Raw genomic sequence first — 21,773 nt, forward strand, 5'->3', positions numbered from 1 at the left:
GATCTCCATATCTGGCGTCTGTAACGTAGACCGTACGATTTTCCCTAATAGGTGATTCAGCGCACCGTTAATATCATCGGGCCCAAATACTTTTCAGGAAAACAGCTCCAAGGTGAGCTCGTTAAAAAGGGATTTTGGTGAAGCTTGCAGCTAATGCCTCACTCTCTGAACAAAAGAGCCCTAATCACTTCGTCCTCTTCATTGCCGTTGAGTTCATGTCATTCTTTCAAATGTTTAGACACATTATATGTCTCTCATCTGGGATAGTCAATACCCATATTTCATAAAAATTCATGTTTCTTTTCTGAAGCACCTCAGAGTCGCACGCTTGTAAGAGGTACCCGCATATTATAAAAAAGACCACACGGTGAGACAGTGCACTCCTCCAAAGCCACGTCTTATCTTGTTAAAAGGGTAGAAAAGGAGGCCCGTTTATGATTCGAAAACGCAGCTATCAAGATGACACCATCATCTTTCGTCTCATCGAGCAAGAGCTTGTCCCTCTATCGCATTTAAGTGCCCAAGAAATGGAACAAATACGCAAAGAATTACCCCGGCGCTTAAACCGGGGCATCACTTTTGTAGCTTGCAGACCGGATAATGCACAGGTTGTTGGCTTTATTCATGTTATGCTGCATGGCGAACTATTATACATTGATTTGATCGCAATCTCTTCGGCTCATCAAGGTATGCGATACGGAAAAAAACTGCTGGAGCATGCCGAACACTACGGACGACTGCGTCGCTGCAAGCGGGCTAAAGTTATGGTGGACGAAGACAATATCAGGGGGATCCATTTTTATCTGCGTCATCAATATCAAATGCTGCGCTACGTAGCTCTGAGCCGATGCCACGAACTCGAAAAGTCACTGTAAAAAGTATCTTTTTCGAGCTCAAGATTTTGTATGACTAAAATAAATTAGGGTAATACGGATATCCTACTCCGGGGTACCCCCCGTCTGTATACGGGCCTGGCTGCGGACCATATCCTGGTCCTCCATAACCTGGACCGTAGCCACCATATCCCCCACCATAGGCACCAATGTATGGAGCTGTGCCGATGGCAAGCAAGTCAAACAGCACCAGAGGAATAATCGCCTTCGTGTTTACTTTTTTCTTGCGGTTTGGTTGAAGAACCAGTCGGTTACCCGAAATGCGAATCAGCTTGCCGCTGACCTGGGAACCATCCTTGCGAGTAGCAAAGATGACTTTGCCAACAAGCTTCTCCACCTGCTTTCTGGTTACTGCCTGTTTCATCGTATTTCCTCCTTCTTTCTCAACGGATGGACAGATTGAACGGCTCCTTGATAGCTCATCACCACCACAAAATAGACCGGAGCTGACAGGGGCCGAGCGTCCCGTCCAATCTGCATAGCACAGTCTATTCCATTCATGCCAGTGGCGTATGTTTAAATGCCTGCACAATATAAAAAAATCTGGTACCTGCACATGCAGATACCAGATTTTTTATACACCAATGTACATTTTCAAAACATACACATCAGCTATTTATAAGTTTTAACGCTTGCTTGGATCATAAAGTTGACCCAAAGCGGCCGGAGCACGCGAACGTCCGACAGCCGCTACCAGTACAATAATCGTCAGGAGATATGGCAACATAAAAATAATTTCCTGGGGAATACTTTGGGACCATGCGAACAGCTGCACATAGTTGCGAATGGCTTGTGAAAAACCAAAAAACACTGCTGCGCCAAAAGCGCCGAGCGGATTCCATTTACCGAAAATCATAGCGGCAATAGCAATATATCCCTGCCCCGAAACTGTATTGTGCGAGAACATGTTGGTTGTAGTCAGGGTGATGGTAGCTCCACCAATCCCAGCCAACGCCCCACTGATCATAACACCAATATACCGAAGACGATTTACTTTAATACCCACTGTATCGGCCGCTCCTGGATGCTCCCCAACGGAACGCAAACGCAAGCCAAACGGTGTTTTATACAAAGTAAAATAGCCAATAATAACTAATAGAATGGCTAAGTATGTCGTTGGATAGGCTTGGAAAAAGGCTTTTCCTGCAATCGGGATATCCACAAGGTAAGGGATGGATATTTCGTTGAAACCCTGAATCCGACCCGTGTCACCATCACCCTCAAATAAAAGCTTGACCATGTACAGTGTACTACCTGCTGCCAAAAAGTTGATAACTATACCACTTATTACCTGATCGGCTTTAAACGTAATAGAGGCTACAGCATGAATTAGCGAAACCAGAATACCGAAGACCGCAGCTGACAGCACACCTACCCAAGCCGCAGAGGTGCCTCCTAGTCCAGCTTGCTCGGCATAAAATCCGCCAACACCCGCTGCAAACGCTCCGAATACCATAAGTCCTTCCAACCCGAGGTTCGTTACACCGGATTTTTCTGAAAAAACTCCGCCGAGAGACGCAAAAATAATCGCCGTCGCAAAAACGAGCGTTGTATGGATTAATTCACCAAGTGTTAACCAACTCATTTTACAACACCTTCTCTTTCTTCCGCTTGGAGTAGAGCGGCTTCACAACCCAACGTACAATACCTTGGGCCGCAATGAAGAAAATAATCGAGCCAATGACAACCCGGATAATTTCGGGCGGTACATCTGCGCTAAAGCTCATCCCCGCAGAACCATACGTAAGCGTTCCGAACAAAACAGAACCGAGCAGCACACCGAAGGGGTTATTCATCCCAATCAGAGCTACAGCGATACCGTCAAAGCCGGTTCCCGGTGATCCTGCCATAACAGATTGATAATGGAATACTCCCAGTACTTCAAAGGCACCTGCCAATCCGGCAAAAACTCCACTAATGAACATCGCTTTTATGATATTACGATTTACATTCATACCTGCATAGCGGGATGCATCCTGATTAAATCCGACAGCCCGTAGCTCATAGCCTTGCTTTGTTTTCCACATGAAAATGTAGAAAAAGACTGCCGCCAGCACAGCAATAACCGTACCCCAATGTACCCGAGCATTCCCCATCATCTGGGACAGCCATTCGATGGAAATTGAAGCAGAAGGCTGAATATCCACAGAACGATTTTCACCATCCATAAGTGCGAACTGATTGATCACCAAATTAGCCAAATACAGACCGATCCAGTTCATCATAATACATGTAATAACTTCATTCACGCCTCGTTTGGCCTTCAAATAGCCAGCAATCGCAGCCCACAGGCCTCCGAAAACTGCACCTGCAATCACAGCCAACGGTGCATGTATGATAGCTGGCAACCCATGGAGTTTAATGCCCACAATCGAAGCAGCTGTCATACCTACCAGAAACTGACCTTCGCCGCCAATATTAAACAATCCGGCGCGGGCCGCAAAAGCAAATGCCAACCCCGTTAAAACCAGCGGAGTCATCTCACGGATAGCCTCTCCAAAGTTATAAGAATCTCCGTATACACGGCTAAACAAAGCAGAATAGGCCACAATAGGGTCATACCCGCCAATCAGCATCACAATAGCACCCAGAAGGAGACCCAAAATAATAGAGACCAGCGCCAGTACAAAGGAGTCTTTTGTGAATATTTTCAATAGATTAGCCATTCTCTACTCCTTTCTTCACTGCACTTCCTGCCATCATCAGTCCCAGTTCCTGGTCATTCGTTTCTTCTGGCAGCACTTCCCCGACAATCTTGCCCTCATAGATGACAGCAATTCGGTCGGATACATTCATAATTTCATCCAGTTCAAAAGATATGAGCAACACTGCTTTACCTTGGTCCCGCTGGGCAATCAGTTGTTTCTGGACAAATTCAATAGCTCCGACATCCAGACCGCGTGTAGGCTGTGCTGCAATGAGAAGGTCTGGATTTTTATCAATTTCACGCGCAATGATAGCCTTCTGCTGGTTCCCACCAGATAACGCTCTTGCCTTCGTGTGAATATCCGGTGTCCTTACATCAAACTTTTCGATAAGACTTTTGGCCTGTTTCTCTATAGCATCTTTGTTCAAGAAGCCATTTTTACTGTAAGGCGCCTGGTAATACGTCTCCAGCACCATATTTTCACTCATAGAAAAATCGAGCACCAACCCATGCTTATGACGGTCCTCCGGTATATGTGAAACGCCTGCCTCTGAAATTTTGCGTGGTGGCTGATTGGCCACATCTTGTCCGAGCAAACGGATGCTTCCGCCATCCACCCTGCGTAAGCCTGTCAAAGCTTCAATCAGCTCACTCTGTCCATTTCCATCTACTCCGGCAATCCCCAAAATCTCGCCCGCCTTGACCTGCAGGTTCAACTCATTTAGAACATTAATGCCATCCTTGTTTTTAGAAATTACATTGTTCATTTCCAGTACTGTTTGTCCTGGTTGCGCAAGCTGCTTGTCCACTTTAAAGGACACGCGACGGCCCACCATTTTCTCAGCCAGCTCATTTGGTGTTGTTTCAGACGTCTTGATCGTATCAATAACCTGACCTCGGCGAATGATCGTAACGGTATCTGCAATTTGCATGATTTCTTTAAGTTTATGAGTAATAAGAATAATTGATTTGCCTTCAGCGACCAAGCGCTTCATAATGTCCAGCAACTCAGTGATCTCCTGCGGTGTCAGTACAGCTGTAGGTTCATCGAAAATCAGAATATCTGCACCGCGATAGAGCGTTTTGATAATTTCTACACGTTGCTGCATACCAACAGATATATCCTCAATTTTGGCATTCGGATTTACCTGAAGACCGTACTGCTCAGACAACCGCTGTACTTCTGCGGCAGCCTTTTTATAATTGATTTTCAGACCCTTACGTGGCTCCGAGCCCAGGACAATATTTTCGGTAACGGTAAACGGCTGTACGAGTTTAAAATGCTGATGCACCATGCCAATCCCCAGATCAATCGCCTTATTTGGACTATCAATCTGTACGGGTTTACCTCCGATTTCAATTGTCCCTTCATCCGGCTGATACAGTCCGAAAAGAATATTCATAAGCGTAGATTTACCCGCGCCATTCTCACCCAAAAGGGCATGAATTTCTCCCTTATGCAGCTTGATGCTGATGGAGTCGTTGGCAACGATGCCGGGGAATCGTTTTGTAATTTGCTTTAACTCAACGACGGGGGTCGCTGCATCCATGAGATCACCCTTATACACTTTATAGTATGTGCTCCAATGAGCTGATTTTGCCCGTTATAATCCATATAACTCCAGACGTAAGAACAAGGCTAGTCTTATGAACCAGCCTTGTCGCTACTTCTATGTTCTTCAAGCCAAAACTTATTTCGAAGGAACTGTAATTTCGCCCTTAATAATTTTTTGCTTGTATTGTTCTACAAGATCAAGCACGTCTTTAGGTACGTTTTTCGTTGATGTGTCTGCCAAACCAATACCATTATCCTTCAGAGCCAGTGTCTCGACACCACCCTTAAATTTACCATCAATTACTTCTTTAGATACGCGTTTTACAGCTTCATCTACACGTTTTACCATCGAAGTCAATGTTACGTCGTCACCAAACTCAAGTGATTGGTCTTTATCTACGCCAATAACCCATACTTGCTGACCTTGTTGCTTACGTGCGAGTGCTTCATTAAATACACCTGTTCCAGATCCGCCAGCTGCATGGAAAATAATATCCGCACCACTGTTATAGATCGTCGCTGCTGCTGCTTTACCCAGGTCCGGCTTATCAAATGCACCTGTGTAGTTAACTTCCAATTTTGCATTTGGATTTACAGCTTTAATTCCTGCTTCGAATCCTTTTTCAAAACGTTTGATCAATGGGCTGTCTTGTCCACCCACAAAACCAATTTTGTTTGTTTTGGTAAGCTTACCAGCTACAACCCCCACCAAGAAGGAACCTTCATTTTCAGCAAAAACAACCGATTTTACGTTAGGCGCATCCACTACACTGTCAATGATCGCCAAATTCTTGCTTGGGTTGTCTTTCGCTACTTGTCCAATCGCATTCGCCAGATTAAAACCGATTCCCCAAGTCAGGTTAAAATCACCCTTAACAAATTGGTTCAGGTTAGGAATATAATCTTGATCGGATTTACTTTGCAGGTATTTAACTTTAACGCCCGATTCTTTCTCAGTGGCTTGTAGTGCCTCCCAAGCAGATTGGTTAAACGATTTGTCGTTTACTCCACCCACATCTGTAACCATGCCGATTTGGACATTCGATGTTTTGGCAGAACCACCTGTGTCTCCACCATTTGCGTTGGACGCACCTTGATTTTTGTTACCGCAGCCTGCGAGAATGACCGAGATCGCCAGCAGCATAACCAAAGACATACTGAACATTTTCTTCATGCTGATACTGTTCCCCCTTAGTGTTAGATCCCTGGACTGTCTCTTTTCTATGAACATGTACATGCTCATGCATGTCATTTACTGACGAGACAGATCGTACAGAAGACTTACTTTAGAGATTATACAATTATGATCGGCTAAAATCTAGACAATTAATAACCTTGGGTCAATTTTTTTTAAAATCTCATCAATGTAAGCGTTACAAAGTTAAAAAAAACATACATTCTTCCATCTCACGTTATATTTATTCGTATTTTGGAGAAAACGAAGTCTTTTCCGTAACATTGAGTATGTACAAAAAAAGGCATCCCTACACAGCGTACTGCTTGGGATACCTTTTTACCGCTTTCGCGGTTTCCACGCCTTCATTATTAATAATTAAGCGTTGATTTTGCCTTTAGCAACAGTTGCCAAAGAGTTGAATGCATTAATATCATTGACTGCAAGATCAGCCAAGATTTTGCGGTTAATGTCCACACCAGCCAATTTCAGGCCGTGCATCAATTTGCTGTAAGACAAACCGTTCAAACGAGCTGCTGCGTTGATACGCACGATCCACAGTCTGCGGAAGTTACGTTTCGTCTGACGACGGTCACGGTATGCGTAAACAAGCGATTTCATTACCTGCTCGTTAGCTGTTTTAAAAATGCGGTGTTTGGAACCAAAATAACCTTTAGCAAGCTTCAATACTTTTTTATGACGACGACGAACGACGAATCCGCCCTTTACTCTTGCCATATCAATAGACCTCCCAAATAATGTTTATGCTTCATTCATTGCAGTGCTAGTGCTATTTCAGGTTAGCAAGACCTTGTTTCAGACGCTTAACGTCCCCAGGTGCCATCTCAGGGTTAGTACCCAGAACGCGTTTTGCACGTTTGGATTTGTGGGAAAGCAAATGGTTTTTGTAAGCTTTGTAACGCATTACTTTACCAGTACCGGTAATTTTGAAGCGGCCTTTAAGGCTGCTATGTGTTTTCATTTTAGGCATTGAACTTCCTCCTTAATTTGTCATTGACTCTTTGGAGCCAATATCATAATCATGCTGCGTCCTTCGAGCTTGGGTTGGCGCTCCACGGTACAAAGATCAGCAACTTCCAATTTCACACGTTCGAGAATTTTTTGACCCACATTAGCATGGGTAATTTCACGACCGCGGAAACGAACGGAGCATTTCACCTTGTCCCCTTCATTCAGGAACTTTACCACATTGCGAAACTTGGTTTGGTAGTCATGTTCCTCGATGTTGGAACGGAACCATACCTCTTTGATGTCAACGATCTTCTGGTTTTTACGGGCTTCCTTTTCTTTCTTCTGTTGCTCATAGCGGAATTTACCGTAATCCATAATCCGACACACGGGCGGCTTCGCTTGAGGCGCCACGTTTACGAGATCCAAGTTTGCGTCAATCGCCATTTGCAAAGCTTCACGCGTCGGTGTAATCCCGATTTGTTCCCCATTCGCACCAACTAGACGTACTTCTCTCACCCGAATCTCATCATTGATCATATGTTCCTTACTAATAACCCTCCACCTCCAGAACCTGTTATTGTTGTATTGTGTTTAAGCACAAAAAAGGGATGACGACTATACAGCCGACATCCCTGTCTGATACTCAATTCATCATGAAAGTTCAATTCACAAATCATTGGATCATGACCAGCCGGCAATACCGGGCAGGTGAGAAGTCGGACCTTCTACTTGTTAATCCATACTTTTCAATTAACATACTCGAATATCTTATCACGGTGCAATCGAGGTGTCAACACTTTAATAGAAAATGAATGACACCGATCTTCAGTCCTATTTCACCGTCCAATTAACCTTGCTTGCTCTGAACCTCTTCCAGGCGAACGACACGCGTGTGCTGGGTATGGCTCCATTGCTTGTTGTTCTGTGTAAAGAACGCATAGAACGTAATCGGATACCACGAGACCAGATATACCGGAAATAGCAGCAGGTACAGATATACTTTTTTGAACGTGACCTTTTCCAAAATCATCGCGATCACAAAGGTAGTAATATTCAGACCCACAGCTATAACACCCGTCCAAGCCGGGAATTGTACATAAATATTTTCGATATTAGGTCCACCAAATAACGCTATATCTATCCACATAGCTACTGTCATCAAGAAGGTGAGCAGTACGATATACACGTTTAGACCATAAAGAGCCATATCGAATTTAATCAGGCTTCTATGCTTGATACTTTGCCACAGCAACGGGAAGAAATAACGTCGAGCAACCGTGAAATGACCTTGCATCCAGCGCAGACGCTGTCTGGACGAAGCTTTGAATGTCAACGGCTTTTCATCATATACCTTGGCATCGTAATTAAATCTTGGATATACGTTGCGTTGTGTGCAGCGCATGGTGAATTCCAAATCCTCTACGAGACTTGTTGCACCCCAGCCCATTTCCTTAAGCAGATTTGTTTCAAAGCACATGCCTGTACCACCGAGGAAATTAGCCATGTTCAGATTGTGACGTGACAGCTGCCACAAACGGTTGATGTACCAATAAGATACCCCGTATGCCGCTGTAATCCAAGAATCCTCAGGATTCTTAGTATCAATGTACCCCTGAATAACACGGGCACCTGTGCACAGATCATTGTTCATTTCACTCAAGAAATTGGTATGCGCCAAATTGTCAGCATCAAACATGACAATGGCATCATATTGGCGCGGCATAGCCCATAATTCCTTGAGCATCCACTCAATAGCGTAGCCTTTACCACGCAGATTTGGATTCGTACGTTCACAAGCATTCATGCCGTGAGCGCGAACAATATCCGCAGTCTTATCTGTGCAGTTATCACAGATTACGAACACATCGTAAAGTTCCTTCGGATAATCAAGTTGTTTCAAATTTTCCATCAATGCTCCGACAACCTGTTCTTCATTGTGGGCAGCGACTAAAATGGCAAATGATTTTTCTGGAGCCGCGTGCTCTTTCCTTTTCTTGCGAACCAATCCGAACAAGGAGAATGCAAACTGATAGACTGCGATCACCGCCAGTATGACCTGGAGCGTCACAAAAATAGCGTCTAACATGATCTCTTGTTACCCCCTTTTTTATACCCCTTAAAATCTTGCGTTTGTTTGTTTTCTATCTGTGTAGCGCAAGTTGCGGCGCTTTGCGCGCCTTTTCTGTAGTTTTTGACCCGACCCTTGCTTTCTTCATTGGCTGTGCGCAGCCCCCTTTTGGCTGACACAGGAATGCCATTACGATTTTCGTTGGTTTTCAATCTTTTGTCAAAGCCCTTAAACCGGTCTCAGCAGCAAAAAAACACAACAAACTCCCGTTTGAACCGGGAATGCGGCGCTGGTCTTCTCATTGATGACGCTTAGGTCTTATTTTCATCCATTTGCTAACTTTTTATTTCTTTGGTCCCTCCTTTTTGTGGGCCAATTAGCAACCACTTCTAAACACTCTATCTTATTAGACGGATGAACGCAAAGAAAGTTATACAATTTGGCTTATATTCCATTAACATTTTTGTGTAGAATTGAACCAAGTAAGTTTGAATCTTTAGTGATTCTTGAAATGAACAGCGTTTAAAAATATGATGAGAGCAAGAGAATAATTACTTATGGTCTGATTATGTCAAAATGACTCAAAATATTTGCCGACTGACCTGAACCGGCAACCGGAGGAAACCAAATGCAACGTCTAGTCGTAAAACTTGTAAATCTGGAGCAGCAGTTGTTCAAATGGATCAACGGACGCTTACACAACCGTTTTTTGAACTTCTGGCTTTATTATCTCACACATTTAGGCGGGGCTACCTCTACTATAGCCTCCACACTCCTTATTTGGTGGCTCGCTCCGAATCCGTGGAAAGATACCGGTATGAAGGGAGCCATCGCTCTCGGGGTTAGTCACATCCCCGTAGCTATCGTTAAAAAGCTGTACCCGCGGATTCGCCCGTATTTGGCGCTACCAGGTACAAATACATTCCGCAACCCCTTGTCGGACCATTCTTTTCCCTCAGGGCACACGACCGCTATTTTTTCAGCTACCGTGCCTTTCATGCTACAGTCACCGATGCTAACATTGCTGCTGTTGCCTGTAGCGACAATTGTTGGTTTTTCTCGAATTTATCTGGGTCTTCACTACCCAACGGATGTACTCGCAGGAGCGGTCATCGGAACGTCTGCAGCAATAGGAACGGTTGCATTCTGGCCTTAAAGCCGATATGGTATGATTGAGAACATCCCAGCAGGAACAGGTGAAATGAGAGTGGCTAAAAAACGAGTGTTATTATTATCGGAAGGTTTCGGTGCCGGACATACTCAAGCTGCCTACGCGCTCTCAAGCAGTTTGCGAAAGCTTTCTCCGAATGTGCAGACCAGAGTGCTGGAGCTGGGGAGTTTTTTGAATCCAAGAATGGCCCCGCTTATTATTACAGCATACAAGAAGACTGTTGTATCGCAGCCTCGTCTAGTCGGATTGGTTTACCGTCATCAGTACAAAAAATCATTAAACCGTCTTACAACGCTCGCTTTGCACCGTCTGTTCTACACGCAGACCCGAAACATTCTCCGGCAGCTTCGTCCCGATTTGGTGGTATGTACTCATCCCATCCCAAGCGCGGTAATTTCACGTTTGAAGCGCTTAGGCTTACATGTTCCGCTTTGTACTGTCATTACAGACTACGATGCACATGGAACATGGATTAGTCCCGAGGTTGACCGGTACTTTGTATCTACGCCTGAAGTCATGCGTAAGCTGCGCGCACGCGGAGTATCCGTCTCGAAAATCCAGGTGACCGGTATTCCCGTTCATCCAAATTTTTGGGAACATCCTGGGCACGATGAAATTAGAGAACAATTTGGACTTAAACCCATCCCGACCGTACTCGTTATGGGTGGCGGCTGGGGCCTTATGAATGACGAAGTCATACATCGTTCGCTTACTCAGTGGAGAGATAACATTCAATTTATTTTTTGTTTGGGGCATAATGATAAAATTCGTCGTAAAATGCAGTTGGATCCCAGGTTTAATCATCCAAATATTCATATCTTCGGATTTACACGGGAAATCGACAAATTAATGGAGGTATCGAATCTGCTCATCACCAAACCCGGCGGAATGACATGCACCGAGGGATTGGCCAAAGGGATTCCGATGCTGTTTCACAAACCTCTCCCTGGACAGGAGGAGGAAAATTGTCAATACTTTACGGCTCAAGGCTTCGGAGAACCGATTACTTCGCTGGATGTTGTCGTTAAATGGATGAACCGACTGCTACACGATTTTCCAGAAATCGTCCGTAAGCGGCAGGAGCACGTCCATAATGTAGCGCGATATTATCCTCTTCAGAGCGCACAGAGTATTTTGGATATACTGGAACCGAACAGGGTGCTTTCCTAATAAGGAAGCACCCTGTCTTATTTTATCCATTTGATCTGTTTTTATTTCCCGTACTTTTCAAGGCGTGTTTTTTCGTACTCTTTCAAAGCATCTTTGCCGATCAGCACCTCGACTCGATGAATATTCATACCTTTGCCCATAAACTTTTGTTCATATTCCGTCATGACATGCTCCTCGTTAATCCCCTCACGATGAAGGTTTAACGAAATATTCGTCATCTGCAAACCGCTATCGGCAAACGAATTCAGAGAAAACTCAAACAGTGTCTCCGAATCGGTCTTAAAATGAATTTGTCCTTTGCTGTTCAAAAGCTGACGGTACTTGTCCAAAAAACGCGGATGCGTCAAACGACGACGTGCATGTTTGGCTTTAGGCCAGGGATCACTAAAATTCAGATAAATGCGTTCAATCTCTCCTGGTTCAAAAACATTTTCGATCTGTTCGATGTTTGCCAGTGCCAATTTGATATTAGGCGGCGTATCAACCTCTGAATTACTCCAGGCCAGACGAGACTTTTCTGTTGCACGGCGAACCAGCTCATCATACATATCAAAGCCAATATAGTTAACCTCCGGATTCCGGAAGCTCATTTGGCTTATAAATTGCCCTTTACCCATACCGAACTCTACATGAATGGGACGATCATTACCAAAAAGCTGCTGCCATTTCCCCTTATACTGTGCTGGCTCCAAGATGACTAGGTCCTGCTGTTCTTCCAGACTTTCCCGAATTCCTTTTCTTCCGCGTAAACGCATGTTACTCCTCCATATACTCTGTTATCAAGGAAAAAGGAATTTCACCCCCGCTTGAAGATACGGAAATGAAATTCCTTTTTCAATATATTTGGATTGGGGTCCAACTAATTTAATTGTTCATAGTCTACCCCATCAGCAGGTGAAAAATCAATTGTCTTTTGGCAAGCCGCTCTGATTTTTTGACGTGCGGTCGTTCCAATCTGACGATCCTGCCCAAAACGGACACCAGTCAATGCCAACGCCTCATCAAAGGTTAACTCAACAGTAACTTTATCCATACGCGTCTTATCCTGCGCATTCATAAAAGATCACCTCACGGGTTATTTGTGATGGAACCGACGTGCACTTACCCTAAAACAGGCGATAGAAACAGCATAGCTGCCTCCCTGAAGAATAATCATTAGCAACGGATAACTTTTATCTTCAGGATCGAAAACAGTCCTTTTATTGTATGTCTGGTACCGCTTACAATATAACACATTGTGTAACCTTTTTCAATCCGCAACGCCATAAAATACGCACATTTTATTGACTAGTTCGGTCAAATGATTCCCAATGAAGACTGATTTTTGTTACAATAGGGTGATCGTAAAAAAAGGAGTACACCCATGAAAACAGATTTATTGCCTGCTCCTCTCCTGTGGGGAGATAAACGGTTCCATACTTGGAATTACGAAATGCGTGAGCAATTTCAAAATAAAGTGTTCAAAGTCATGCTGGATGCCGGTTTTACCTGTCCGAATCGCGATGGCTCCATCGCTAAAGGGGGTTGCACCTTTTGTAGCGCACGCGGATCGGGTGATTTTGCCGGGCGTCGTCGTGATGATCTGGTCACCCAGTTCAATACGATTCGGGATCGGCAGCATCTAAAATGGCCAAACGCCAAATATATTGGCTATTTTCAAGCCTATACTAATACGTATGCCCCGGTTGAGGAACTGCGAGAATACTTCGAGGTTATTCTGGAGCAGCCCGGTGTTGTCGGTCTGTCCATCGCTACACGTCCTGATTGCCTGCCTGACGATGTAGTGGATTACCTTGCCGAGCTAAACGAACGCACGTACCTATGGGTCGAAATGGGTCTGCAAACTGTCCATGAATCGACCTCAGAGCTGATTAACCGCGCTCATGATACTCAATGCTATCTGGATGCGGTGGAAAAGCTGCGCAAGCGGAATATCCGCGTGTGCGCCCACATTATTTATGGTCTGCCCCAAGAGACGCATGAAATGATGCTCGATACGGGACGGGCGGTAGCCGCTATGGATGTGCAGGGCATCAAAATCCACCTGCTGCATCTCATGCGCAAAACGCCCATGGTCAAGCAGTATGAAGCGGGATTGCTACGCTTTCTGGAAAAGGACGAATACGTTAAGCTGATAGTTGATACGCTGGAGTTTTTACCTCCCGAAATGATCGTTCATCGGTTAACCGGAGATGCCCCACGCGATTTGCTAATGGGACCCATTTGGTCGCTTAAAAAATGGGAAGTGCTTAATGCCATTGATCATGAACTGAAGTCACGTGAAACGTGGCAGGGAAAATACTGGAGGCAACCTTAAATGGGCTTCCTATCCGTCCTGGGCTACGCTCATCAATTGGTGGCTGCGCGGGTGCAGCCAGGCGATACTGCTATAGACGCCACCGTCGGCACAGGAGCAGATACGTTGTTTCTGGCAAAAGCTGCTGGTAAACGGGGCCGTGTCTATGGCTTCGACATCCAACAAGAAGCACTGCATTGCGCCCGTCGTCGACTGGAAGAAAACGCTTCTCCTTCATTAGCAGAAGTATCGCTACTGCTACAAGGTCATGAGCAAATGCGGGAGGCCGTTCCGGACATGCTGCATGGCAAAGTCGCTGCGGTCATGTTTAACCTCGGCTACTTGCCTTCCGAAGGCGCCGATCCTACTGTCATCACCCATACAGACAGCACGCTCGTCGCACTTGATGCTGCCTTACAATTGCTGCGACCACGCGGCATTCTGACTGCCGTGTTATATCCAGGACACGCCGGAGGCAGTGAAGAAGCAGATGCCGTTCTTCAATGGGCTTCTGCTCTCCCGGTCTCCAGTGGTCAAAGCATTATTTATCGTCAATTACAACGAGCCGCTTCGCCTTTCGTAGTGGCGGTTGAGAAGAAATAATGTCGGATTTTAAACTCAGGTTATGAGCGGCTTTTTAAGCCGCCTTACATATATTATTTTTCAAGCTCGTTTGGGCACTATTCATCCCAGTTTATTGCCACAGCGGCACGTTATTGATTTCCCTATTCTGTTAGGTCGCACTCATTACTCAATATGGAGGAGAGAAATTATGCTAAAGCCATACCCGCTGCAATTTCAACCTGAGTTCAAAGAGAGAGTTTGGGGAGGACGGGCCTTAGAGCAATTTGGTCTAACCCCACCAGAAGGACATATCGGGGAAGGATGGATGATTGCCGATCATCCAAACGGAACAACAACGGTTATCAATGGTGAGCTGGCAGGCAAAGGACTGGATGAAATCCGCGAGACCTACGGGCAGGATTGGCTCGGGGCCAAGGGTGTATCGGAAAAAGGCGGACGATTCCCACTTTTAATCAAACTACTGGATTGTAATGATGACTTATCCGTTCAGGTGCATCCGACAGATGATTACGCAGGACTTCCAGCCGGAGAATTAGGAAAAACTGAAATGTGGTACGTGCTTGATGCCAAGCCAGATGCCAAGATTATTTATGGTCTGACCGAAGGTGTAACCCGCGAGAGTCTGCGCACAGCTCTTGAAAGTGGGGATATCCTCGGCAGTTTGCGCCAGGTTCCAGTCGAAGCAGGCGATACGTTCTTCATCCCCGCCGGAACCGTACATGCACTGTGTGCAGGCGTTGTCGTTGCTGAAATCCAGCAAAATTCGGATACTACCTATCGCTTATATGACTACAATCGCCCCGGACTGGACGGCAAGCCTCGTGAGTTGCATATCGAGGATTCCCTCAATGTAACCTCCTACGAAGGTGCAGGCGCAACAACGATGAAAACGGACGGCTTACAGCCTGGTAAATGGCTCCAGTTGGCAGCCTGTGAGTATTTTGTTGTGGAAAAGGGTATCGTAGATGGAAGTTGGGCACTTTCTACAACGGAAGACAGCTTCACCATTCTCGTGATTTGTGAAGGCAGTGGGACCATAACATGGAACAATAATACCGAGTCTCTTTCCTGTAAAGCTGGAGATTGCTTCCTGTTGCCCGCTAACCTGAGCGATTACACGCTGAATGACGGAATGACCGTACTTAGATCTTATCTTCCTTAATGCTTAAAGGATGTGATGTCTAATTATGCGGGAATACACCTTCACCATCGCTGAAAATGACGGAACAGAGCTTTTTGCCTACCGCTGGCTGCCTGATCAGAATTTGCCCATTAAGGGGATTGTTCAAATTTCGCATGGTATGTGCGAGACGTCCTATCGCTACATCCGACTGGCCGAAAAGCTTACTGCTTGCGGTTATGGCGTGTATGCCAACGATCATATCGGTCACGGGCGCACGGCTGGTGATCCTGATAAGCTGGGTATGCCGGGAGCTAATGCGTTTAATCGAATGGCAAACGGCATGCTGGAGCTAGGCGAAATTGCAGCTAAGGAATTCCCTGATCAGTCTCGTTTTTTGCTGGGTCACAGCATGGGGTCCTTTTTAACCCAGAAAATTATGTATGATGATCGGCAAACGTATCACGGGTTTATTTTATCGGGAACCAACGGACGACGTGGTCTCCTAAAACTCGGAGAGCAAGTTGCTCTACTGCAAGCCAAGCTGCAAGGAATGGATCATCGCAGCATGCTGCTCAACGCTATGGTCTTTGGCGGCTTTAACCGTGCCTTCCGTCCGGTGCGTACGGCGTTCGACTGGCTGTCCCGTGATCCTGAGGAAGTAGATCAATTCGTGCACGACCCATTATGTGGAGCTATATGCACGACAGGCTTTTTTCTGGATTTTTTCAGGCTATTACAAGAAATCCACTGGCCTTCCTCGCTGAAACGCATCAATCCCAAACTGCCAGTTTATATTTTTGCCGGGGATCGTGATCCAGTGGGTTTGTTCGGTAAAGGTGTGTTGTCACTAGTGGAAATGTATCTAAGCCTAGAGCTTCAGGACATCGAATATCGCCTCTATCCTGACGGTCGCCATGAGATGCTTCATGAAACAAACCGTGACGAGGTGATGAGTGACATCGTGGACTGGCTCGACCGTCATGTTAACACAGGGGTGGCCTCTGTTTCCGCATTGTCTGGAGACTCCGAGGCACCTGGACATTCAACCTCGCCCAAGTCATCATCCTTGTGAGGAAATAAGAAAAGAAACCTTTAAAAACCACGATTAAAGTGGGATTGAAGGTTTCTTTTTTATTGCCTTATATTCATTTGGATATAGTTTTAAAAATCACCATGCATTCCGTTCTCTCAGGGAAGTAATATGAGCTGTGTGATGCTTGCCATGCCAGGCATAGATGCCGATGTTTCGTTCCAGGCGGATCGTCTGGCCCGATTCAGGATGAATAAATGTTCGGTGTAGCTGATCCTCTCCCAACGATCGTAACACGGTCACCCACCGTTCATGCAGTCCTTCCAGCAATTGCAACGAAGGTTCTAGTGGAAGCTCCCTGGCGTCTGGTATTTCGGCCCAACGCCCCTCATCATATGGCTTGATCGTCGGCGTATCCTCCGTCAGTGCCAGCTTAAAACGGATATAGCTGTTCATATGGCTATCTGCCACATGATGAACTACCTGCCGAATCGTCCAGCCCCCTTCGCGATAAGGCGTATTGAGCTGCTGCTCATTCAGTCCTTCCACCGCCTGACGCAGCTGTGCAGGCAATTCAGCAATGTCGTGAATCCATGCGATAAGCTGTTCTTTTGTAATGGTATCTGGAACAACGAATGATCCTATCGGATAGCGCAAGTCTTTGTCCAAAACAGTTTCCTCCCTTCTCTACATCTACTGCCTGTAATGTCAGTTGCCTTATGTTATAACTATGCAGGAAAAAAAGCAGGCTCGCAAGAGTCTGCTTTTGTCATACACGTAAAGAGGAGATACACTTGCCCGATTTATTTTATCCTTCCAGTAACAATGATTCCGGATCTTCCAGCAATTCTTTGACCGTTACCAGGAAACGAACCGCCTCGCTACCATCAATAATCCGGTGATCGTAGGACAACGCGATATACATCATCGGACGATTTTCCATGCGTTCCTCGTCGATGGCAATCGGGCGAAGTTGGATTTTATGCATTCCCAAAATACCCACTTGCGGTGTATTGAGAATTGGCGTAGACAGCAGGGAACCGAAAATACCTCCATTGGTTATAGTAAACGTTCCTCCTTGCAAGTCGGCCAGAGAAAGCGAATTGGAGCGTGCTTTGCCAGCCAAATCTGCAATACTTTTCTCGATCTCAGCAAAGCCAAGACGATCAGCATCTCGTACAACTGGCACGACCAAACCTTCCTTGGCAGATACAGCGATCCCGATATCATAGTATTTTTTCAGTACGATATCATCGCCATTAATCTCTGCATTCACGGTAGGGAAGCGCTTGAGTGCACCAACCACTGCCTTTGTAAAGAAGGACATAAAACCCAAGCCTACATCATGTTTTTCCTTAAACTTATCTTTACGGCGTTTACGCACATCGAGAATGGCGGTCATATCCACTTCATTAAAAGTGGTGAGCATGGCAGCTGTTTGCTGTGCTTCAACAAGACGCTTAGCGATCGTCGCTCTGCGCCGAGACATCCGCTGGCGTTCCACAGGCTTGCTGTACTCCGTTTGTGCTGGAGACGGAGGCGCAGGCTTGCTAGTAGCGGGAGACGCAGGTACAGATGCTGCACGTGACACTTCAGAGCTGTTATGCGTTTTTACGTCCTCCTTGAAAACACGTCCGAGCGGGTCCTTTCCCTGTACCTGCTCAAGATCAATCCCGCGCTCACGCGCCAACTTCCGGGCGGATGGTGATGCCGTCTGGCCATTCCCGTCGCCATTCGATGAAATAGGCGGTGCAGACTTTTCTTCAGCTTTACCGCCGCCTTCTACGGAAGACGGTGAAGTCGCTACGGACGGTGCTTCAGGCGCTTGAGTCGCTGCAACTTCTCCAGCACCGGTTGATTCCGCACCACCACTGCCGCTTCCGATCAAACCAACAGCTTCACCGATGACCACAGTATCTCCCTCCTGACGAAGGATTTTCTGGACCACACCTGCTTCTTCCGCACTAATTTCCAGATTGACCTTATCGGTTTCCAGCTCCAATAGAACATCTCCCTGTCCTACGGAATCCCCTTCCTTCACAAGCCATTTGGAGATTGTTCCTTCCGTGATGGATTCTCCCATTGCTGGCACTATAATATCGCTCACAGCCGCTACCTCCCAAGTGTAATATTGTTTTTGGAATCCTGCTTCAACGCCGATTGAATAATTCGCTGTTGTTCTAGGCTGTGTACTTGCTGATAACCGCTGGCCGGGCTTGAACGATCTGGTCTGCCTGCGTAACGAATTTCCGCTCCCTGTGGCACAACATTCCGCAGACGAGGTTCAATGTAACTCCAAGCCCCCATATTTTTAGGTTCTTCCTGAGCCCATACGAACTCCTTAACATGCGGGAAGCGACCGAAAATATTCCGAATTTCTTCTTCCGGGAAAGGGTATAGCTGCTCCACACGAATAATATGCAGACGCTCTTCTGCCTCATTCTTATCCTTTTCCAATGCTTCTTCGAGATCGATGGCAATCTTGCCACTGCACAGTACAATGCGCTCTACACGATCCGGACGTGCACCCAGACCAGGCTGTTCCAACACAGGACGGAACGCTCCTTCGCTGAATTCAGAAGCAGGCGAAGCGACACGATTATTACGAATCAGGCTCTTCGGCGACATCATCACAAGCGGGCGGGCTTCCTCACTTTCGCTTAATGCAGCCTGACGGCGCAGCAGATGGAAATACTGTGAGGCACTGCTCAAATTAGCGACAGTCCAGTTATTTTGTGCGGACAACTGGAGAAAACGCTCCAGACGTGCGCTTGTATGCTCTGGTCCTTGTCCTTCGCTACCATGCGGTAACAGCATCACTAGACTCGATTTCTGTCTCCATTTAGCACGGCCTGCGGAGATGAATTGGTCAAAAATAACCTGTGCACAGTTAGCAAAATCGCCGAATTGTGCTTCCCAAATCACTAACGTTTCAGGAGAATACACGTTATAGCCATATTCAAAGCCGAGGACAGATGCCTCAGACAATGGACTGTTATGAATACTGAATGAAGCACGTGCTTCCGGCAATGTATGCAACGGGCAATGTGTACGGCCTGTTTCAGGCTCATGCAGCACAAGGTTACGGTGAGCAAATGTAGCTCGCTCCGCATCCTGACCTGTCATACGAATAGGCTTGCCGTCTGCAAGAATGGTGGCCAAAGCCAGCGTCTCCGCCAAGCTCCAATCTACCTTTTCCCCTTCGTTCAGAGCGGTTTTTCTACGCTGTAAAATTCGATCCAGCTTCGGATATACATGAAAAGCCTGTGGCCATTTGAGTAAGTTTTCATTGATTTGGCGCAGCTTTTTCAATTCCACTGCAGTACGTACCATAGAATTCTGATTCTTTTTCGCCTTCACAGGACTCATTTCCGGCTCTTGTTCCGGTTGATTCTTCACATGCTCATGCGCTTCCTTCAGTCTGTTTTGGACCTTTTCAATGAGACCGGCACTAAACGCTTCATCCACTATACCCTGCTTCATCAGCTTTTGAGCATATAATTTGCTCACCGTCGGATGATTCTTCACCTTACGGTATACAAGCGGTTGTGTTGTTTCCGGGTCATCGGATTCATTGTGACCATAACGACGGTAACCAATCAGATCAATCAAAAAATCCTTCTTGAAACGATTGCGATATTCACCAGCCATACGTGCCGCTGCAATGCAGGCTTCAGGATTATCCGCGTTCACATGTACAATTGGAATTTCATAGCCTTTAGCCAAATCACTGGCATAACGGGTCGAACGTGAATCGACACTCTCTGTCGTAAAACCCAAACGATTATTCACAATAATATGGACCGTGCCGCCATTACGGAAGCCACGCAAATTTGTGAAATTAAGTGATTCTGCCACGATACCTTCACCTGGGAAAGCCGCATCACCATGCATAATAATTGTAGCTGCCTTGCTCACATCCAGCTTCGGATAACCAGCCTCACTGCGGTCTTCCTGTGCAGCTCGTGAAAATCCTTGTACTACCGGATTTACATATTCCAGGTGACTCGGGTTATTCGCCAATGTCAGACGGGCCTGCACTGCTTCCCCATCTTTTACAAAACGATCAGCACCCAGATGATATTTCACATCGCCAGTCCAGCCGTAGTTAATTCCTGTGGAACCTTCTGACGGGATCAAATCCTTATTCGGCGAATGATGAAATTCAGAGAAAATTTTACTGTAAGGCTTGCCCAGCACATGAGCCAGTACATTCAAACGGCCGCGATGCGCCATACCCATCAGGACATGACTTGCTCCCGCATTTGTCGTTAGACGAATAATCTCGTCGAGAACAGGGACAAGCACATCATTACCCTCGATGGAAAAACGTTTCTGTCCGACGAATGTTTTATGCAAAAACTCTTCGAACTGTTCTACTTCTACCAATCTGCCTAGCAACGACTTGCGTTCCTGTGTTGTAAGTGGCTTGGAGGACCAGCCAGATTCTGCATAGCTGTTCAGCCAGCGGCGTTCCTCCTCGTTATGAATATGACTAAATTCATAGGCAATCGGACCTGTGTATGCTACACGTAACCGTTGAATGGCTTCCCATCCGTTAAGTGTTCCCGCAGGAGCGTTATCCCATATTAAAGAGGCTGGAAAAGCCTTCAAGTCTTGTTCAGTTAAACCGTAAGATGCTGGATTAAGCAAGCGTGTATCCTGCTCTGCATCCAGTTCCAGCGGATCGATTTGGGCGGCTAAATGTCCGTACTCACGGATATTCCACACCATTTTCCCCGCTGTAACCGCTTTCTGTAATGTGTTTGAATCAAGGTGCCCCAAAGCACTTGTGGGGGGGCCTTGCAATTTGTTGTCTATCATGGAAGCAGCCGAATATTCGGATTGTGGCGGCTCACCCCATTGATCAAACAGCTCGCGGTAAGCCGGATCAACCGTTCCGGGGTCCGCTACATACTTTTCATACTGGTCCTGCACATAACCTAGATTAGGTCCATAATACGCCTGCCAAGGTACCTGTCTGCTGCTCTCTTCCATTGTCATCTCGTTCCCTCCGTCAAATTTTGAAATTCATAGCTGGACGGAAATCATTTTCATTTTTTATTAAGTCTTCAATTTAAGTTGTTCA

21 protein-coding genes are annotated in these 21,773 nt (G+C 46.1%); 7 read left to right on the top strand and 14 right to left on the bottom strand.

Annotated elements, in window-relative coordinates:
* The first annotated feature begins 434 nt into the window (after nucleotides 1-434).
* Nucleotides 435-875 carry a GNAT family N-acetyltransferase gene (locus tag ACL9RM_RS17525; RefSeq protein WP_250267868.1) on the top strand — a complete coding sequence of 147 codons (441 nt, stop codon included), beginning with the start codon at nucleotides 435-437 and terminating at the stop codon, nucleotides 873-875.
* 34 nt (nucleotides 876-909) lie between these two features.
* On the opposite strand, the gene ACL9RM_RS17530 is transcribed toward ACL9RM_RS17525, so the two are convergent.
* The 9 genes from ACL9RM_RS17530 to ACL9RM_RS17570 all read right to left on the bottom strand — a co-directional run bounded on the left by ACL9RM_RS17530 (nucleotide 910) and on the right by ACL9RM_RS17570 (nucleotide 9,327).
* Nucleotides 910-1,257, bottom strand: coding sequence for a hypothetical protein (locus tag ACL9RM_RS17530; RefSeq protein WP_023987757.1), 348 nt, complete (start codon nucleotides 1,255-1,257; stop codon nucleotides 910-912).
* A 261-nt stretch (nucleotides 1,258-1,518) separates the two neighbouring features.
* Nucleotides 1,519-2,478 carry an ABC transporter permease gene (locus ACL9RM_RS17535; RefSeq protein WP_010349245.1) on the bottom strand — a complete coding sequence of 320 codons (960 nt, stop codon included), beginning with the start codon at nucleotides 2,476-2,478 and terminating at the stop codon, nucleotides 1,519-1,521.
* Nucleotide 2,479: 1 nt separating this feature from the next.
* Nucleotides 2,480-3,559 (bottom strand): ABC transporter permease, encoded by a 1,080-nt coding sequence (locus tag ACL9RM_RS17540; RefSeq protein WP_039269736.1) that lies wholly within the window; start codon nucleotides 3,557-3,559, stop codon nucleotides 2,480-2,482.
* Nucleotides 3,552-5,090, bottom strand: a complete 1,539-nt coding sequence (locus tag ACL9RM_RS17545; protein ID WP_250267867.1) for an ABC transporter ATP-binding protein — start codon at nucleotides 5,088-5,090, stop codon at nucleotides 3,552-3,554. The genes ACL9RM_RS17540 and ACL9RM_RS17545 overlap by 8 nt, the downstream gene beginning before the upstream one ends.
* Nucleotides 5,091-5,231: 141 nt before the next feature.
* Nucleotides 5,232-6,269: a BMP family lipoprotein gene (locus ACL9RM_RS17550; protein WP_061829124.1), complete on the bottom strand. Its 1,038-nt coding sequence runs from the start codon at nucleotides 6,267-6,269 to the stop codon at nucleotides 5,232-5,234.
* A 378-nt stretch (nucleotides 6,270-6,647) separates the two neighbouring features.
* On the bottom strand, nucleotides 6,648-7,007 hold the full coding sequence (gene rplT, locus ACL9RM_RS17555; RefSeq protein WP_007429517.1) for a 50S ribosomal protein L20: 360 nt from the start codon (nucleotides 7,005-7,007) through the stop codon (nucleotides 6,648-6,650).
* A 52-nt stretch (nucleotides 7,008-7,059) separates the two neighbouring features.
* The gene (gene rpmI / locus ACL9RM_RS17560) at nucleotides 7,060-7,260 is read right to left on the bottom strand and encodes a 50S ribosomal protein L35 (protein WP_013309379.1); all 201 of its coding nucleotides are present in this window, start codon (nucleotides 7,258-7,260) and stop codon (nucleotides 7,060-7,062) included.
* A 20-nt stretch (nucleotides 7,261-7,280) separates the two neighbouring features.
* Nucleotides 7,281-7,778: a translation initiation factor IF-3 gene (gene infC / locus ACL9RM_RS17565; RefSeq protein ID WP_013309378.1), complete on the bottom strand. Its 498-nt coding sequence runs from the start codon at nucleotides 7,776-7,778 to the stop codon at nucleotides 7,281-7,283.
* Nucleotides 7,779-8,088: 310 nt separating this feature from the next.
* Nucleotides 8,089-9,327 carry a glycosyltransferase family 2 protein gene (locus tag ACL9RM_RS17570; protein WP_069291469.1) on the bottom strand — a complete coding sequence of 413 codons (1,239 nt, stop codon included), beginning with the start codon at nucleotides 9,325-9,327 and terminating at the stop codon, nucleotides 8,089-8,091.
* 610 nt (nucleotides 9,328-9,937) lie between these two features.
* Here ACL9RM_RS17570 and ACL9RM_RS17575 point away from each other — a divergent pair.
* Nucleotides 9,938-10,465 carry a phosphatase PAP2 family protein gene (locus tag ACL9RM_RS17575; protein WP_250267866.1) on the top strand — a complete coding sequence of 176 codons (528 nt, stop codon included), beginning with the start codon at nucleotides 9,938-9,940 and terminating at the stop codon, nucleotides 10,463-10,465.
* A gap of 51 nt (nucleotides 10,466-10,516) precedes the next feature.
* Nucleotides 10,517-11,650, top strand: a complete 1,134-nt coding sequence (locus ACL9RM_RS17580; RefSeq protein WP_414126425.1) for an MGDG synthase family glycosyltransferase — start codon at nucleotides 10,517-10,519, stop codon at nucleotides 11,648-11,650.
* 41 nt (nucleotides 11,651-11,691) lie between these two features.
* On the opposite strand, the gene trmB is transcribed toward ACL9RM_RS17580, so the two are convergent.
* Nucleotides 11,692-12,405, bottom strand: a complete 714-nt coding sequence (gene trmB / locus ACL9RM_RS17585; protein ID WP_250267865.1) for a tRNA (guanosine(46)-N7)-methyltransferase TrmB — start codon at nucleotides 12,403-12,405, stop codon at nucleotides 11,692-11,694.
* Between the two features lie 104 nt (nucleotides 12,406-12,509).
* Nucleotides 12,510-12,707 (bottom strand): hypothetical protein, encoded by a 198-nt coding sequence (locus ACL9RM_RS17590; RefSeq protein ID WP_013309373.1) that lies wholly within the window; start codon nucleotides 12,705-12,707, stop codon nucleotides 12,510-12,512.
* 306 nt (nucleotides 12,708-13,013) lie between these two features.
* On the opposite strand from ACL9RM_RS17590, the gene ACL9RM_RS17595 reads away from it, so the two are divergent.
* The 4 genes from ACL9RM_RS17595 (at nucleotide 13,014) to ACL9RM_RS17610 (ending at nucleotide 16,726) form a co-directional block, all read left to right on the top strand.
* Complete coding sequence (locus ACL9RM_RS17595; RefSeq protein WP_250267864.1) at nucleotides 13,014-13,967, top strand: TIGR01212 family radical SAM protein; 954 nt, start codon at nucleotides 13,014-13,016, stop codon at nucleotides 13,965-13,967.
* Nucleotides 13,968-14,549, top strand: a complete 582-nt coding sequence (locus ACL9RM_RS17600; RefSeq protein ID WP_250267863.1) for a class I SAM-dependent methyltransferase — start codon at nucleotides 13,968-13,970, stop codon at nucleotides 14,547-14,549.
* A 169-nt stretch (nucleotides 14,550-14,718) separates the two neighbouring features.
* Nucleotides 14,719-15,693 (top strand): type I phosphomannose isomerase catalytic subunit, encoded by a 975-nt coding sequence (locus ACL9RM_RS17605; protein WP_250267862.1) that lies wholly within the window; start codon nucleotides 14,719-14,721, stop codon nucleotides 15,691-15,693.
* Nucleotides 15,694-15,718: 25 nt separating this feature from the next.
* Nucleotides 15,719-16,726, top strand: a complete 1,008-nt coding sequence (locus tag ACL9RM_RS17610) for an alpha/beta fold hydrolase (RefSeq protein WP_250267861.1) — start codon at nucleotides 15,719-15,721, stop codon at nucleotides 16,724-16,726.
* A gap of 96 nt (nucleotides 16,727-16,822) precedes the next feature.
* Here ACL9RM_RS17610 and ACL9RM_RS17615 read toward each other — a convergent pair whose 3' ends face one another.
* From ACL9RM_RS17615 to ACL9RM_RS17625, 3 genes are all read right to left on the bottom strand, one after another.
* Nucleotides 16,823-17,353 (bottom strand): YfiT family bacillithiol transferase, encoded by a 531-nt coding sequence (locus tag ACL9RM_RS17615; protein ID WP_250267860.1) that lies wholly within the window; start codon nucleotides 17,351-17,353, stop codon nucleotides 16,823-16,825.
* 139 nt (nucleotides 17,354-17,492) lie between these two features.
* On the bottom strand, nucleotides 17,493-18,791 hold the full coding sequence (gene odhB, locus ACL9RM_RS17620; RefSeq protein ID WP_250267859.1) for a 2-oxoglutarate dehydrogenase complex dihydrolipoyllysine-residue succinyltransferase: 1,299 nt from the start codon (nucleotides 18,789-18,791) through the stop codon (nucleotides 17,493-17,495).
* Between the two features lie 5 nt (nucleotides 18,792-18,796).
* Complete coding sequence (locus tag ACL9RM_RS17625; protein WP_250267858.1) at nucleotides 18,797-21,688, bottom strand: 2-oxoglutarate dehydrogenase E1 component; 2,892 nt, start codon at nucleotides 21,686-21,688, stop codon at nucleotides 18,797-18,799.
* Nucleotides 21,689-21,773 lie beyond the last annotated feature (85 nt).

The sequence above is a fragment of the Paenibacillus sp. S29 genome (assembly GCF_049319765.1).
Classification (GTDB): domain Bacteria; phylum Bacillota; class Bacilli; order Paenibacillales; family Paenibacillaceae; genus Paenibacillus; species Paenibacillus polymyxa_B.